This is a genomic window from Cytobacillus sp. FSL R5-0377 (genome assembly GCF_038004385.1).
Lineage (GTDB): Bacteria > Bacillota > Bacilli > Bacillales > Cytobacillaceae > Cytobacillus.
Map to the genome: position 1 here is coordinate 4,288,222 of NZ_JBBORA010000001.1, position 15,517 is coordinate 4,303,738.

The 15,517-nt window shown below is 41.8% G+C and carries 14 protein-coding genes; 11 read left to right on the forward strand and 3 right to left on the reverse strand.

The window, feature by feature from the left end; genetic code table 11:
- Positions 1 to 106 precede the first annotated feature (106 nt).
- The 5 genes from NSQ49_RS21865 (at position 107) to NSQ49_RS21885 (ending at position 5,272) form a co-directional block, all read left to right on the forward strand.
- A complete protein-coding gene (locus NSQ49_RS21865) occupies positions 107 to 466 on the forward strand; it encodes an HTH domain-containing protein (RefSeq protein ID WP_251283974.1) in 360 nt (119 codons plus the stop codon).
- Positions 460 to 1,584 carry a hypothetical protein gene (locus tag NSQ49_RS21870; RefSeq protein WP_341071291.1) on the forward strand — a complete coding sequence of 375 codons (1,125 nt, stop codon included), beginning with the start codon at positions 460 to 462 and terminating at the stop codon, positions 1,582 to 1,584. The genes NSQ49_RS21865 and NSQ49_RS21870 overlap by 7 nt, the downstream gene beginning before the upstream one ends.
- Before the next feature lie 143 nt (positions 1,585 to 1,727).
- Positions 1,728 to 3,076 (forward strand): IS1182 family transposase gene (locus tag NSQ49_RS21875; protein WP_159871978.1). Its coding sequence is split into 2 segments (ribosomal slippage): positions 1,728 to 2,292 and positions 2,292 to 3,076, totalling 1,350 coding nucleotides; the frame shifts between segments, so codons are not numbered across the junction.
- A 228-nt stretch (positions 3,077 to 3,304) separates the two neighbouring features.
- Positions 3,305 to 4,078, forward strand: coding sequence for a hypothetical protein (locus NSQ49_RS21880; RefSeq protein ID WP_236566143.1), 774 nt, complete (start codon positions 3,305 to 3,307; stop codon positions 4,076 to 4,078).
- 132 nt (positions 4,079 to 4,210) lie between these two features.
- Entirely contained in the window at positions 4,211 to 5,272 is a 1,062-nt protein-coding gene (locus tag NSQ49_RS21885; RefSeq protein ID WP_159862878.1) for an SDR family NAD(P)-dependent oxidoreductase, read from the forward strand.
- Positions 5,273 to 5,310: 38 nt separating this feature from the next.
- On the opposite strand, the gene NSQ49_RS21890 is transcribed toward NSQ49_RS21885, so the two are convergent.
- Positions 5,311 to 6,399, reverse strand: a complete 1,089-nt coding sequence (locus NSQ49_RS21890) for an aromatic acid exporter family protein (RefSeq protein WP_159862879.1) — start codon at positions 6,397 to 6,399, stop codon at positions 5,311 to 5,313.
- Positions 6,400 to 6,595: 196 nt separating this feature from the next.
- Between NSQ49_RS21890 and NSQ49_RS21895 the strand changes: the two genes are divergently transcribed.
- Together NSQ49_RS21895 and NSQ49_RS21900 are read left to right on the forward strand one after the other, a co-directional pair.
- Positions 6,596 to 7,111: a YbaK/EbsC family protein gene (locus tag NSQ49_RS21895; protein ID WP_159862880.1), complete on the forward strand. Its 516-nt coding sequence runs from the start codon at positions 6,596 to 6,598 to the stop codon at positions 7,109 to 7,111.
- Between the two features lie 75 nt (positions 7,112 to 7,186).
- On the forward strand, positions 7,187 to 8,365 hold the full coding sequence (locus NSQ49_RS21900) for a M20 family metallopeptidase (RefSeq protein ID WP_159862881.1): 1,179 nt from the start codon (positions 7,187 to 7,189) through the stop codon (positions 8,363 to 8,365).
- A 46-nt stretch (positions 8,366 to 8,411) separates the two neighbouring features.
- Here NSQ49_RS21900 and NSQ49_RS21905 read toward each other — a convergent pair whose 3' ends face one another.
- Complete coding sequence (locus NSQ49_RS21905; protein WP_159862882.1) at positions 8,412 to 8,621, reverse strand: methionine aminopeptidase; 210 nt, start codon at positions 8,619 to 8,621, stop codon at positions 8,412 to 8,414.
- 323 nt (positions 8,622 to 8,944) lie between these two features.
- On the reverse strand, positions 8,945 to 9,835 hold the full coding sequence (locus tag NSQ49_RS21910) for a LysR family transcriptional regulator (protein ID WP_159862883.1): 891 nt from the start codon (positions 9,833 to 9,835) through the stop codon (positions 8,945 to 8,947).
- A gap of 197 nt (positions 9,836 to 10,032) precedes the next feature.
- Between NSQ49_RS21910 and NSQ49_RS21915 the strand changes: the two genes are divergently transcribed.
- The 4 genes from NSQ49_RS21915 to NSQ49_RS21930 all read left to right on the forward strand — a co-directional run bounded on the left by NSQ49_RS21915 (position 10,033) and on the right by NSQ49_RS21930 (position 15,486).
- Positions 10,033 to 11,841 (forward strand): assimilatory sulfite reductase (NADPH) flavoprotein subunit, encoded by a 1,809-nt coding sequence (locus NSQ49_RS21915; RefSeq protein WP_159863032.1) that lies wholly within the window; start codon positions 10,033 to 10,035, stop codon positions 11,839 to 11,841.
- A 24-nt stretch (positions 11,842 to 11,865) separates the two neighbouring features.
- Positions 11,866 to 13,587 (forward strand): assimilatory sulfite reductase (NADPH) hemoprotein subunit, encoded by a 1,722-nt coding sequence (gene cysI / locus NSQ49_RS21920; RefSeq protein ID WP_159862884.1) that lies wholly within the window; start codon positions 11,866 to 11,868, stop codon positions 13,585 to 13,587.
- 997 nt (positions 13,588 to 14,584) lie between these two features.
- The gene (locus tag NSQ49_RS21925; protein ID WP_341071298.1) at positions 14,585 to 14,893 is read left to right on the forward strand and encodes a nuclease-related domain-containing protein; all 309 of its coding nucleotides are present in this window, start codon (positions 14,585 to 14,587) and stop codon (positions 14,891 to 14,893) included.
- A gap of 14 nt (positions 14,894 to 14,907) precedes the next feature.
- A complete protein-coding gene (locus NSQ49_RS21930) occupies positions 14,908 to 15,486 on the forward strand; it encodes a hypothetical protein (RefSeq protein WP_251284450.1) in 579 nt (192 codons plus the stop codon).
- Positions 15,487 to 15,517: the final 31 nt, after the last annotated feature.

Sequence of the window (15,517 nt, forward strand, 5' to 3'; positions counted from 1 at the left end):
TTAAAGGCATGTTCACCGGAGCATGTCTTTTTGTGCTTGGGGATGAGTAAGTCTCGGCAGTAAAAGAAATGATAAATTGGAAGAGCCTGAAAAGATAGGTGATAATATGAACAGGTTTTATAAACGCTACTCAGATTTAATTTTTCATTTGCTCAGTGAAAATAAGTGGATCAGCTTAGCACAGCTGGCAGAACGAACAGGCTTTTCCAAAAGCACGATATGGCGTGATCTGGAATTCCTGGAGACGATTCTGCCGGAGAATTGGAAGCTGGAAAAGCATGAGACCTTGGGTATTAAGCTAAAAAAGCCTGAAAGCGGCACACTGGAAACAATCTTAAGTGAAATTCGAAAAAAAAATACGTATTTTCATACGTTAAAGCTGATTTTAAAGAGCGATGGAATTGACATTGCCCAAATTTCCAATAGACAGCATACCGCCACATCGAGAAGCTGCAGGAAGTGCTAAAGGAATCACAGCTTGCCTTAACTCCAAGTCCTTTCAAAGTAGTTGGGGATGAAAGAATTATCAGGCGTTTTCTTATGCAATACTTAGATTTGATGAGTTTTAGCCCTGAAGCTGAGCAGGAATGGCTGCATTCCGGGGGTTTTCAGCAGGATTTACTGGAAGTAACATCAGAACACTCTATTACATTGCGGACAGGAGCCATTCAACGACTCAAAATGGTTATATATATATCAAATCTGCGTATATCTATGGGATATTTTGCAGCGTTTCCAATAGGTTTCCTGAATGTATATAAAGATAGTAAATTTTTTCTCGCTGCTAAAGACTTAATGCATTATATCGCTAAAGAAAAGATTCCGTCCAGGGAGACACAGCTTCAGGAGATTCTGTTCTTTGCTGTATATTTAATGAGCGAGGAAAGGCCTACGAATCGGGCCAAGCATCTGCGGTATCTGCGAAGGAGGAGGATAGGCGAAAAAGAACATCCTTTTTCTGTCTGCTTAGAACGCCTTTCAGACATAGCCGGCTTCAATCTGACAGATGATGATATCTTTTTATTTCACATTTACCAGACCTTTAAAAGGATTCATCTTGGGAATGAATTTAATACTGAAACACTGCAAAGCTCAATGCTTCAGCATCTGCCGTATTATGAGACAAACCCGCTTTTTCAAACATTAGAAAAACTGGTAGCCGAGACATTCTCGAAAATCCCTCTTGTTTTTAGTAAATTGAATGTACTTGAGATTTTTACTCTTTTCCAGGCTGCTATCCTGCGAAGGAAAAATAAGCATGTCATACAGGCTGCACTGGTATGCCGGACATACTATGAAAAAGATTATATCAGGGAAGTATTAAAATATCATTTTGGACACAAGCTTGCCATATCAACCCTTGATTCATCAAGTGTTGATTTAATTTCAGAGTATGAGGAGTTTGATTTAGTCATTTCTACTGAGCTCAATCAGTCATCTAAGCTGATAGGACACCTGCCGGCCATTAATGTTTCTGCCTTTCCGACAGGGTCAGAGCTTATGGAAATCAGGCAATTCATTCATGACCATTTCTTTGAACAAATCGGGCTGGATAAAGAAATGATCTATCCTTTTGAAAAATAAGCAGGAAAAGAAGACGCCTTCAAAGCTGAAGGCGTCAGGCTGTCGAGAAACTCTCGACAGCTTTTATTTTTATCATTAACTTTATTAATTCACCGCGTTAATTTGATATAATATAATTAATTTTACTTAGGATGGTGGATGGCATGTTCAAACCGAAAAGAGAATCACAAAATGAAGCGGAATTTGTTTTTATTGAAGATTTAGTCCCTGAAGATCATCTTTTAAGAAAAGTTGATAAGTACATAGATTTTTCTTTTATCGGGGAGAAAGTCCGTCCCTTCTATTCAGAGAATAACGGGCGTCCTTCGGACCCCATTATGCTTTTTAAGATGATGTTCATTGGTTACTTTTATGGCATCCGTTCAGAACGACAATTAGAACGGGAAGTACAGATGAATGTGGCGTACCGATGGTTCCTTGGCTTGAAGCTCAATGATCCTGTTCCGGACCATTCAACCATCAGTTGGAACCGGCGAACTCGTTTTAAAGATACAAATATTTTTCAAGAGATCTTTGATGAAATTGTCCATCAAGCCATTAGTCATAAAATGGTCGGTGGAAGAGTTTTATTTACTGACTCCACTCACCTTAAAGCGAATGCAAACAAGCACAAATTCACTCGTGAAGAAGTAGAAATTGAAACTCGGGAATATATAGATGAACTTAATAAAGCTATTGAGGAAGACAGGTCAAACCACGGAAAAAAGCGCTAAAAGAAAGAGAGGAGGTGACAGAGACCAAGGAAATCCGAAAAAGTACAACCGATCCAGATTGCGGATTCATGTCCAGGGAAAATAAGCAGGAAATGTTCTGTTACTTAGACCACCGAACAACGGATATGAAGTTCAATATCATAACGGATGCCTATGTTACTCCTGGAAATGTCCATGACTCTATCCCTTATCTTTCTAGATTGGATCGTCAGATCGATCGTTTTGGATTTAAAGTAGAGGCAGTGGCACTCGACTCAGGTTATTTAACGAATCCCATTTGTAAAGGGCTTCACGACAGAAGCATTTTTGGTGTAATTGCCCATCGGAGATATCAGCCGACCAAAGGATTATTTCCAAAATGGAAGTTTACCTATCATAAAGAACAAGATATCTATGTTTGTCCAAATGGCCAGAAGCTAGTTTATCGCACAACAACAAGAGAAGGGTACAGAGAGTACAAGTCTGATTCTAAAAAGTGTTCAGAATGCCCACTCCTGAAGGAGTGCACAAGGTCAAAGAACAAACAAAAGGTCCTAACACGCCATGTGTGGGAAGAATTTAAAGAGAAAGTGCGCCTAAACAGACTCTCCCTCTCCGGAAAAATTCTTTATAAATATAGAAAAGAGAAAGTTGAGCGAAGCTTCGCAGATTCAAAAGAACTGCATGGGCTTCGCTATTGCCGGTTACGGGGATTGCACAATGCGAGTGAGCAAGTATTACTCACCGCAGCGTGCCAGAATATGAAAAAGATCGCCACTCACCTAGCCAAGCTAGGATAATTGTGGCGATCTATTGTTTTTCCATAAAAAAAGCCTATTTTTAAGTCAGTAATTGAGAAAATAAAAAAAGCTTGTGGAAAAATCATACCTTTCTCCACAAGCTGACGCCTTCAAAGCTGAAGGCGTTTTTTATTTATTTTCTGAAACATGTTGATTTTGATAATCATTATCAATTAAAATAAAATAAATGATAATCTTACACAAACATAGGTTATATTTTAAGGAGGCGTGGATTTGAATAAAAGCCCTCAAGTATCCGTACGCACTATGACTGACCAGAATTTAACGGACTTTATCCGGTGTCCTTATAGATTTTATTACACACATATCGAAAAGAAAAAGCATCCTCTTGGCTGGCGTCAGGCCATTCAGCATATTATCAATAAAGTCGTTTCATCCTATTTTCAGCTGCCGCAAAGCCATCGGACACCTGCAAATGTTATGATGCTGATCGATCAATATTGGAGAAGGCTCCAGCTGCGCATGTTTGACTCCCACCTCCAATATTATATGGCTGCAGCTGCAGTAACAGATGGGTTAATGAGAAACTTAAGCAGTGAATCGGAAATAGCTCAGCCGCTGTTTTTGTATGAAAAGTTTAAAATGAATCTTAAAGAGCTGAATGCAGATCTCTCATTAACTTTTGATGTCGCGGAATGGCAGCAGGATACTTTTATAGTGAAGAAATTCCTGGTGGATGCTGACGAGCAAATGCTTGAGCTTTATAGTCATCTAACAGTGGTTTTTTCAGAAAGGGTATTTGGAATAAGGCCGGCCAGAATTGAAGTTGTGACATTAATGGATGATGAGAGGCACGTATTCATTCCAAGTAAAGATAGCCTTGAAGCGGGATTAAACTATTTGCAGATGATGAAGACGCTTCTCGAAGACACAAACAAGTTTTCGGAATTGTACAATATGAATGAGTGTCCAGCCTGTCCTTTTCAGGATGTCTGTGACAGGGACGGAAAGATTGAGGGAAAACACAAATACTTATCCTAAAAGGCGCCTGGGAAAACCAGGCGCTTCTGCTGTTAATGAATTGATTTAGGGTGAATGTATTTCCATTGCTTTTAATTGGATTTCCCGCTAAAGTTTTTAGAAGGATGTAAGTAGAAAGGCTGTGAATCTTTTTTGAGAATACTTATTACAGGTGCAAACGGATTTTTAGGGAAAAAGCTCTCACTCAAGCTTTTGGAACAGGGGCATGAACTTTATTTATTAGTCAGAAGCAGAAAGCGGCTGGATGCCTTCATGCAAGGCGAAGCACGCGGCTTTTCCAGGAAGATTCATATATTGGAAGGCGATGTTACAGAAGAGCATCTTGGATTGAATAGAAAATTAGTGGATTCATTAAAAGGAAAGATAAATGCCTTTTACCATGGTGCAGCCCTTCTGTCATTTGATGAAAAAGATCGGGATAAGACTTTTGAAGTGAATGTGGGAGGCACAGAGAATGTTCTAAAGCTTGCTTTGGTAATAAATTGCCCAAAGGTTTTATATATCAGTACCGCCTATACGGTCGGTACAGAGGTCTCGGGTGCGGAGGCTCTATACTCAACGGAAAGGAAGTTTGTGAATCCCTACGAAGCTTCCAAATGCGAGGCAGAACACCTCGTTTATACTTTTCGGGATAAATTGGATATTGTTATTCTCCGTCCAGGGATTATCATTGGTGATTCCAGGTCAGGTGAAGCTGATACAAACTTCGGCTTATATGGTTTTCTAAAAGGCATCAAGATCTTAAAAAAAAGGGCGATGCGGAAACAGGACGGCCGAACCTGCAGAATCTATCTGGATCCTGAAGTGGCCCAGAACTTTGTACCGGTGAATTATGTTATAGATACTCTGAATGCTGCCTTGATTCATGGAGTGAATGGCGGTATTTACAATATTACAAATCCTAACCCGCCTTTACAGTCAGATATATATGAAATAGTAAAAGAGGTATTGGGTTTTTCGCAATTGGAGATGTGTGTCCCTGAATCCTCTGCAGAAATGTCTATTGAGGAAAAGACCTTTCATGAATCAATGAGCATTTTCCATAGTTATTTTCAGCGGACCATTTATTTTCCATCAGACAATACGGAAAAGCTGCTTGCAGCTGCAGGGGTTCCCATGCTGCAGATGGATCGAGAGGTATTAACGAGAATAATAGCAGGATATTTGCTTAATAAAACGAGTGTATCTTCTTAGTGGAAAAAGACCGGGATATGAATTCCCGGTCTTTATTTTTATTCACCCTCCCCCTGTTTCCAGGGGGTTTTTAAAATCCTTCGGTTTTTGACTTCCATCGTTTGAATTTGATTCAATTCCTCAATTAGGTCATGAATGGATAGAATCTCGTATAGAATAGCTGTTTCTGGCTGAACATGGTGGTGTGTGCGAGGTTTTAAACCGGCCCCGGGGTTCTGCTGTTTTTGCTCAAAAAACCACTGTGTTACTTCGCTGATTTTTTTATAATGACTATCTGTAATCAGGAAGTCCGGTTCATATAGTCTGTTTTTTAAATCCTCAAGAACTGATGCGGCAAGATTTTTCCTTTCCGACTCCATGTCTGGCCTTCCAGGCGGCAAAAAAACCAGGTTTCCAATGTGATAGGAGATTTGCTTTAAAATCGTCAGTTTTTTATATTCATAATGAAATTCACGCATATCTTCACGGCTGAATCGGTGAAACCTATATTCAGATTTTTGATAATGGCATAAAGTTTCGGTTTTATCGATATCTTTAATAAGGCTCTGGAAATCAGCACGGGCAGTGCCATTTGATTCCAGCATATTAAAAACCTCATGGCCTCTTTTAAATAATATGTCGCCCGATCGCCGGTAGAGGGCCTGGATATTTTTCATAATTGATTTTGAGTAATCGGGCGGCATGACCAATAAATTAACAGCTGTAGACACAACTATACCAGTCGAAGTAGTTCCCAGTCTGATGAAAAAAGAGGACAGATAATGGTCCTGGACGGTAGATATCATTGCAACACCCGTCAAGGTTGCGACAAGCATCCCATCTTGAAGCTTAAGCTTATGGCAGGCAATGATTGTCGCGAGCGACACTGAGGCATAACTATACGGACTGTCTCCAAAAATGAATGTAAATAAAACAGCAAAGCCCGCTCCAATAGCTGCGGCTGGAAATCTTACATATGCTTTCCGGATGGAGTCTGCAACAGTTGGCTCAATCGTAACGATTGCCGTAATTACTGCAAACATGGCCGGCCATTTCAGCATATGGCATATAAAGGCTGTTATAAAAACAGCCAGCCCGGTTTTGGCAATTCTTCCTCCAATAAATGTATATGGAATAGTCTGTTTCATAAAAAAACCTTCTTTAAACCTCTGGCTTTGAATTTATTAATATCTTAGTGCAACTCATCAATAAGAGCAAATGCAAATCTTCTGATAAAAAAGAATATCCCGGTGACATAATCAGATAGTATGTTAAAATAGACAACTATAAAGTGTAGATAATGAATATATATAAGAGTTTAACAAAGGGGAAGGGTGAGATTAAGTGTCAATTGAAAGTGTGAAAGCCCATTTTAAGAAATGGGATCGGGAACAGGATGTAATGGAGTTTGATTCTTCAAGCGCAACTGTAAAAGAGGCTGCTGAAACAATCGGTGTCAGCACTGCGCAAATTGCCAAGACTCTTTCCTTCAAAGGTGATGAGGATGAAGCAATCCTGGTAGTGGCAGCCGGTGACGCGAAAATTGATAACAAAAAATTCCGGAAAACGTTCGGTTTCAAAGCACGCATGCTTTCATCCGAGGAAGTTCTTGAACAGACTGGGCATGCGGTAGGCGGAGTTTGCCCATTTGGATTGAAGAATGACCTGGATATCTATCTGGATGAATCTATGAAAAGATTCGAAACCCTTTTCCCTGCGTGCGGTAGCAGCAATTCTGCCATTGAACTTACACCTGCTGAAATTAATACATATTCAGATGCAAAAGCCTGGGTGGATGTCTGCAAGGACTGGGAGGATGCACTGATCGTTGATCGTCCTCTTGAAAAAATTACGAAATAGGCAGTTTATCATAAAAAAATGTTGTATTATTATACTGGTGAATGAATAAATAGATTGCAGATTAGGAGAACGAATATGGGAAAGAATTTGATTATTAAAAAAATCGATGAACTTCAAAATGAGTTTAATAGAATCAGCACCTACATTGGCGAGAACCCTGAACTGGGACACGAAGAGTATAAGGCATGCAAAGTATTGACAGATGAGCTGAAAAAGCATGGTTTTGCCGTGGAAATTGGCACTTGCGGTTTGCCGACTGCTTTCACGGCAACTTATGACAGCGGGAAAGAAGGGCCAGTAATCGGTTATATGTCTGAGTACGATGCATTGCCTGAAGTCGGGCATGCATGCGGCCATAATCTTATTGGGACAATGGGAATTGCTGCCGGAATAGGTCTGAGTAAAGTGATTCATGAAATAGGAGGGAAAGTCATCGTCTTTGGAACGCCTGCAGAGGAGACAAAGGGCGGCAAGGTGACCATGGCTGAAGCGGGTATTTTTGACGTTTTGGATGCAGCGATTATGGTTCATCCCCTTGACAATTATGTGAAGAGCGGAACATCACTGGCGATGGATGCAATCCAGTTTGAGTTTTTTGGAAAGTCAGCGCATGCCGCTGCCAGCCCGCATTTGGGAATTAATGCGCTGGATGCTGTTCTGCAGACGTTCAACAGCATAAATGCTCTGCGCCAGCATATCAAGCCAGATGCCAGGATTCATGGAATTATCACAGAAGGGGGCAAAGCGGCTAACGTTGTCCCAGATTATGCTGTTGCACAATTCTATGTTCGTTCTGCGAAACGTGAATATGTAAATGAATTAGTAGAAAAGGTCAAGAAATGTGCTGAAGGGGCTGCTCTGCAGACTGGCGCTGAAATGAAATGGTCGTTTTATGAATTTTCTTATGATGATATGGTTACGAACAGCCCTTTATCGGAAGCGTTCAATAAAGAACTGATTTCCCTCGGTGTAAGTGAGGAGGAAATAATGGAGCAGAAGGATGGCTCAGGTTCTCTTGATATGGGAAATGTCAGTCAGGCAGCCCCCTCCATTCATCCTTATATTAAAATCTGCAATGAGGCATATGCCTGCCATACACATGAATTCCGCGAAGCTGCCATGAGTGATCAGGCCAGAGAAGCCATGATCCTCGGAGCCAAAGCAATGGCACTCACAGGGTATGAAGTGTTAACAAACAAGGAGCTTCTCCAAAAGATTAAAGCAGAATTTGAGTCAAGCCGGGCATTTGCTTAAGTGCCAAAATAAGGCCATGATCCTTAAATGGATCATGGCCTTTTTATTAGGATAAACTCTCCCATTCTGAATACAATCCGGTTCCATTACAGCCCTGGCAGTCAAATTGATTAGCATGATAAGCGAATTCATTCCCTGGATAGAGTGAAAAACCCCTGCCGTAACAGTCTGGACACTTATTTTCTTCCTTCATGCGATTAACATGGTTTTGATATCTCATTTCGCGCCATTCATTAAAGGCATTCAATAATCCCATCTTTTTCACCTCAGCCAATTTTTCCTTATTTTGAATAAATTGGGCAGATTTTATACACCTCTACACAATAATATATGCATAAAATAGGACTAGTGTGAAAAAAGCTTGTCTTATTTTTAGGTTTTTTTCCAAGGATTTTTGTCTTTTGTTTATGTTTTCAACTCGCTTCAGGCACATAGAGAACCGGCTGGGAGGACTGAGCCTCCCGCGGGACATTTAATAAGCTTCCTCGAATGAACATCGCACGAAGAGAATGCGTTAGCATTTTCGGCGATGGAGTGCACACAGCGAAGATCAGCTCAGCAAATTAATCTAGGTTAATATTATTTTTTTTTCCATTTTTCGCTAAGGGCTTCGATAAAAATGCTGACATTCCTTTTGTCCTGCATAATGGGGGAAAGTACATAGGAAAGAGTGCGTTTGAATTCGTGATTTTTCACCTTTATAATCGACAGATTGTTTTGTTTTACGTCCCTTGCCACCACACTCCCGGAAAGAATGCTCATTCCCAGCCCGTTAATGAGTGTTTCTTTTATCCCCTGGTTGCTGCTGATCGTCAGGAGAGATTTCACCTTAAGACCATTTGATCTGACCACATGGTTAAAATACTCCCTGGTTCCTGACCCATTTTCCCTCATAATCCATGCCTGATCCTGCAGATCAGCAATGGTTGCTTCTTCTTTTTGTGCCAGTGGATGCTGTGTGGAGGTTACAATAAATAATTCATCTTCTAAAAAGGGAGTAACTATTAGCTCTTTTTCATTTGTCTGGCCCTCGATTAAGCCGATATCGACATGATGGGAGCGGGTGGATTGAACAACTTCCTCCGTGTTGGCAATCGTAACATGAAGATTCAGTTCGGGATATTCATTCTGCAGGTCAAGCAGAAGGGAAGGAAGGACATATTCCCCTATCGTGAAGCTGGCCGCAATTTTCAGATCCCCTTTAATGGAATGCTGCTGATCTAAAATTTCCTGCCGGGTTTGCTCATAGATGGTAATCATCTGCTTGGCCCGGTCATATAATATTTCACCGCTGGGCGTAATCTTCAAGTATTTTGGAGAACGCTGAAAGAGCTTTGTCTGAAATTCCTTCTCCAGATTTTTGATATGAAGGCTGACACTGGGCTGTGACATGAGCAGGAGCTCGGCCGTTTTCGTAAAATTTTTTACTTCAGCCAAGGTGACGAATGTTTTTAACGCATCATAATGCAAAAATATCACCCTTTTTATAATTAATAATATTAATAGTTATGATAATTAATATTTATTTTACTAATGCTAAATCATTAGGTAAAGTATTAGATATATATTTTTTACTTATAAACCCGACTTTTTTTATAGGAAAAGAAGAATTTTAAAGAAATAAGAATAAACCAGCCTATTTCAGCTGGTTTGCGAGGTGGATCATGTTGCAACTTCAGGTAATGAACAGTCCGTTTAACCAGGAGCAGACAGAGCTCCTAAATCGTCTACTCCCAACTCTGACGGAGACTCAAACCCTCTGGCTGAGCGGGTATCTTGCCGCTGTACAGTCTTCATCATTGCAGGCTGCACCGGCAGTAGAGGAACGTCCAGCACCGGCAGCGATGCCGTCCATTCCAAAAGAAGTGACCATTTTATTTGGATCACAGACCGGGAATGCGCAAAATCTGGCAAAAAAAGCCGGGAAAACGCTCGAGGAAAAAGGCTTTCAAGTAACGGTCTCAAGCATGAGCGACTTTAAGCCTAATAATCTTAAAAAGGTTAAAAACCTGTTAATTGTCGTCAGTACGCATGGTGAGGGAGATCCTCCTGATAACGCGCTGACATTCCATGAATTCGTTCATGGAAAAAGAGCCCCGAAACTGGAGGACTTCAGGTTCTCTGTTCTGGCACTTGGAGACAGTTCTTATGAATTCTTCTGTCAGACTGGGAAGGATTTTGATAAGCGATTGGAAGAGCTTGGCGGAACAAGAATTACGCCAAGGGTAGACTGCGACCTTGATTTCGACGAGCCTGCAGCCCAATGGGCGGAAGCTGTTTTATCCGGTTTGAGCGAAGGGGGAAGCAGCAGTCTGTCTCCTTCAGCAGCGTCAGTATCAGCTGCTGCACCAGCCGAAACAGTTTATTCCCGTTCTAACCCATTCAGGGCAGAAGTGCTCGAGAATATTAATCTCAATGGCCGCGGCTCCAATAAAGAAACACGCCATCTTGAGATTTCACTGGAAGGTTCAGGGCTGACGTATCAGCCTGGTGACAGTCTTGGAGTATATCCGGAAAACGATCCGGAATTGGTTGATCTCCTTTTAACTGAAATGAACTGGGATCCTGAGGAAACAGTCAGAGTGAAAGAAGCAACAGTAACATTAAAAGAAGCGCTTATGGCACACTTTGAGCTTACTGTCCTGACCAAGCCGCTAGTGGAAAAGGCTGCAAAGTTCTCCGGAAATGAAGAGCTTCATCAGCTTGTCTCAGACAGCACTCAACTGAAATCCTATATTGATGGGCGCGATTTAATTGATTTAGTGCGTGATTTTAAGCCATGGAACAGCACGGCACAGGAGTTTATCTCTATTTTGAGGAAAATGCCTGCACGTCTTTATTCCATCTCGAGCAGCTTTGAAGCGAATCCGGATGAAGTTCATTTAACAATCGGTGCTGTCCGCTATGATGCCCATGGCCGTGAACGCAAGGGGGTCTGCTCGATTCTTTGTGCAGAACGCCTACAGCCTGGTGATACACTGCCAGTGTTTATTCAGCAGAATGAAAACTTCAAACTGCCTGAAAATCCAGACACACCTATTATCATGGTCGGTCCGGGAACCGGAATTGCACCGTTCCGCTCATTTATGCAGGAGCGTGAAGAAAGCGGCGCGGAAGGGAAGTCCTGGCTGTTCTTCGGCGACCAGCATTTCGTGACGGATTTCCTTTATCAGACTGAATGGCAGAAGTGGCTTAAGGATGGAGTGTTATCCAAGATGGACGTCGCTTTTTCCCGTGACGGTGATGAGAAGATTTATGTTCAGCATAGAATGAAGGAAAACAGCAGGGAGCTATTCCAGTGGCTCGAGGAAGGTGCAGCTGTTTACATCTGCGGCGATGAGAAAAACATGGCGCATGATGTCCATAACACACTCATTGATATTATTGAAAAAGAAGGCGTAATGAGCCGCGAACAGGCTGCGGAATATCTGGCCGATATGCAGAAAAATAAACGCTACCAGCGCGATGTATATTGATTTGGAAGGAAGGAGTTTTACAGCATGGTAAACCCAAACTTAAAAGCACCGGATGGCCCTCCAAGTGATGTTGAGGGAATTAAGGAGCGAAGCAACTATTTGCGCGGAACGCTGGCGGAAGTTATGCAGGACAGGATCAGCGCCGGTATTCCCGATGATGATAATAGATTAATGAAGCACCATGGGAGCTATCTGCAGGATGACAGGGATCTGCGGAATGAACGTCAGAAACAAAAGCTTGAACCAGCTTATCAGTTTATGCTCCGCCTTAGGCTTCCCGGAGGGGTCGCAACCCCCGAGCAATGGCTGGTTGTGGATGACCTGGCTGAGAAGTATGGCAACGGCACACTGAAATTAACTACACGCCAGACCTTTCAGATGCATGGAATCCTGAAATGGAATATGAAAAAGACTATTCAGGCTATCCATTCGACAATGCTTGATACAATCGCGGCATGCGGAGATGTGAACCGGAATGTCATGTGCATCTCCAATCCCGATCAATCGGAAATACATGAGGAAGTGTATGAGCTGGCGAAGATGCTGAGTGATGATCTCCTGCCGCGCACACGTGCCTATCATGAAATCTGGCTGGATGAAGAAAAAGTAGCCGGCTCTCCTGATGTTGATGAAGAAATTGAGCCGATGTATGGCCCGCTATATTTGCCGCGGAAATTTAAGATTGGGATCGCTGTGCCGCCTTCAAATGATATTGATGTCTTTTCACAGGATCTCGGCTTTATTGCAGTCGTGGAAGATGGCAAGCTGACTGGCTTTAACGTAGCTATCGGCGGCGGAATGGGGTTCTCTCATGGAGATAAGGCAACCTATCCGCAGCTTTCAAAGGTTATTGGCTTTGTGCCGCCAGATAAAATCTATGAAGTGGCTGAAAAGGTTATTACGATTCAGCGCGATTACGGTAACCGCTCTGTCCGGAAAAATGCACGTTTTAAATATACAGTTGACCGCCTTGGGCTGGAGACTGTGATTGAAGAGCTGCAAAGCCGCTTAGGCTGGAAACTGGAGGAAGCCCGCGGATTCAAGTTTGATTCCAATGGTGACCGCTATGGATGGGTTAAGGGCATCCGCGGAAAATGGCATTTTACCATGTTCATAGAAGGAGGCCGTGTGGCTGACTATGAAGATTATAAGCTGAAAACAGCATTGCGGGAGATTGCCAAAGTTCATAAAGGTGATTTCAGGCTGACGGCCAACCAGAACCTGATTATCGGAAGTGTAGCTGATGAGGATAAGGCAGAGATTGAGTCGCTTATTGAAAAATATGGTCTAACAGACGGAAGCCGCTACAGTGCACTCCGCCGCGGATCCATGGCCTGTGTTGCCCTGCCGACCTGCGGATTGGCAATGGCTGAGGCTGAACGGTATCTGCCTGGATTGATCGATAAAATTGATGAAATCGCCGATGAGGCGGGCTTGAGGAATGAAGAAATCACGATCCGCATGACCGGCTGCCCGAATGGCTGCGCGCGACATGCGCTCGGCGAAATCGGCTTTATCGGCAAGGCAGTCGGCAAGTACAATATGTATCTCGGGGCAGCCTTTGACGGAAGCCGCCTTAGCAAAATGTACCGCGAAAATATCGGGGAAGAAGAAATCTTGAACGAGCTGCGCGTCATCCTGCCGCGCTACGCCCGCGAACGTCTGGACGGCGAGCATTTTGGCGACTTCGTGATCCGTACGGGACTTATTGAAGCTACTACGGATGGAACTAATTTTCATGATTGATTGAGTTTGAGGAAAGACGGGGCTGGTGCCCTGTCTTTTTTTCTTGGTGTGCGAGTGAACGCACAGAAATAATTTTATCCGCACATATTATGGGCTTATGCGCACACAAATTTGGTTATCCGCACACAAATATCTTCTATCCGCACATAAACCCACTTTTGGGGCGTTTTTCAAAGAGAGTTGTAATAGATTTTTTAGTATAAATCAAGATTGGAGCGGTTAATGGACCCTCAAAGAGCGAAAAACGCCTTAATTGAGCTACAAACCTGTCTTTTTTTAATAGTGTGTGAGTGAGCGCACAGAAATAATTTTATACGCACATATTTTGGGCTTAACCGCACACAAATTTGGTTATCCGCACACAAACACACTTTTGGGGCGTTTTCAAAAAGATTTGTAATAGAAATTCTTGAAAAAAGCAAGATTGCAGTAGAAATGATTCTTAAAGACTGAAAAATCTCCTTAATTGAGCTAGGACTTTGTCTTTTCGCCAAGTTTGCCAGTGAACGCACAGAAATAATTTTATCCGCTCACATATTGGGCTTATGTGCACACAAATTTGGTTATCCGCACATAAACTCACTTTTGGGCCGTTTTCAAAGAGATTTGTAATAGAATTTCTAGTATAAAGCAAGATTGGAGCGGAAAATGATCCTCAATGAGTGAAAAATCTCCTTAATTGAGCTAAGACTTTGTCTTTTCACCATAGTGTGGAGTGGACGCACATAAATAATTTTATCTGTACATATTTTTTGCCTATGCGCACACAAAATCGTTTTTGCGCACACAAATTCATCTATCCGCACATAAATACTTTTTTAGTAGTTTTCCAAAAGGATTTCCAGATAGTATTGAAGAATCCACTAGTATAAAACAAGAATGGAGTGAAAAAATGATCCTCAAAAAACGAAAAATCCCTCTTTTAATATGTAAAACAGAAGCCCTCCTCCGCAGGCTGCCATCCCACCACCAAAAAATCCCACTCATAAACGAGGATTTGAATAAAAGACTTGCAGGTTATAAAGGAGAAGCTTCATTGGATTTTCCTCTTGATTTTCTGGATAGCAAGGAATATTTTATTCTTCATGATCTTCGCTTGCCGGATCATGATCGCTTTTTCCAAATTGATACACTCATCCTTACGAAAAAATTTGCACTAGTACTGGAAGTGAAAAATATTACAGGACTTCTTCATTTTGATACAGTATACAATCAATTAATACGTATTAAGAATGGCAAAGAGCAGGTTTTTCCTTGTCCTTTACTTCAGGTTAATCGACAGGCGTCACAACTAAGAAGTGGCTAAAAGCCAGTGGCAGTATGGAAGATTTACCTGTTTTATCTTTTGTAGTCATTAGTAATCCGCATACAGGAATTAAAGTTATCCCTTCACATATTGACCTCAGCCGTAAAGTTATACACCGAAATACTCTTCCTTTAAAGATTGAGCAAATAGAAAATTCCATTAAGAAAGAAATCAGTGAAAAAACACTTAAAAAGATCATTCGTTTATTAAAGAAGCAGAGCACAGAGCAGGAAAGCTCTATTCTATCAAGGTACCAGATCCATCAATCTGAAATACTTACTGGTGTATTCTGTCCTGCCTGCAGCTTTTTGCCCCTCCAAAGAGTAAGCCGCACATGGTACTGTCCCAAATGTAATCTGAAAAATATAGATGCTCATGTGCAAGCATTACACGACTATAGCCTTCTGCTGGGTAATGCCATCACAAACAAGGAACTCAGAAACTTTCTTCATATCTCTTCTTCCTATACTGCAACCCGACTTCTCCAATCCCTTAATCTCCCGCAAACCGGAGCTCAGAAAAATAGAACATATACACTCATATTCCCCGAGGAATCTACAAATCAAAAAGGAATTAAAAGAGGTATTCATTAGGAAATGTCGAAACATTTAGATATCTACATAA